Origin of the sequence: Stappia albiluteola, assembly GCF_014050225.1 — a bacterium.
GTDB classification, from domain to species: domain Bacteria; phylum Pseudomonadota; class Alphaproteobacteria; order Rhizobiales; family Stappiaceae; genus Hongsoonwoonella; species Hongsoonwoonella albiluteola.
In genome coordinates this window covers 1-326 of record NZ_JACFXV010000025.1, presented here as the reverse complement: position 1 = coordinate 326, position 326 = coordinate 1, and the positions used below count along the sequence as shown (strand labels likewise).

1 protein-coding gene is annotated in these 326 nt (G+C 71.5%); it reads left to right on the top strand.

Features of this window, described 5'->3' with window-relative positions; translation table 11 throughout:
• Positions 1–6: 6 nt before the first annotated feature.
• The coding region (locus H2509_RS21295) for a hypothetical protein (protein ID WP_209001722.1) at positions 7–326 on the top strand (320 nt) is incomplete at its 3' end.

Below are 326 nucleotides of genomic sequence, written 5' to 3'. Positions count from 1 at the left end.
GCGGCGGTGACGATCGCGCCGTCGCTGCAGCTCGGCGATGTGGACAGCGCCACGCTTGCCGGCGCCACGGTGGCGATCACCGACCATGTGGCGGGCGAGGACGTGCTCTCCTTCGCCGCGCAGGCCGGCATCTCGGGCGCGTTCGACGCCGGGACGGGTGTGCTGACGCTCACCGGCACGGCGAGCTTTGCCGACTATCAGGCGGTGCTGCGCTCCGTTGCCTACGCCAACACCAGCGACAATCCGAGTGCGGGCGCGCAGGGCCTGTCCCGCACGATCAGCTTTACCGTCGACGACGGCGGTGCGGAAAACGCCGCCTCCGCCCC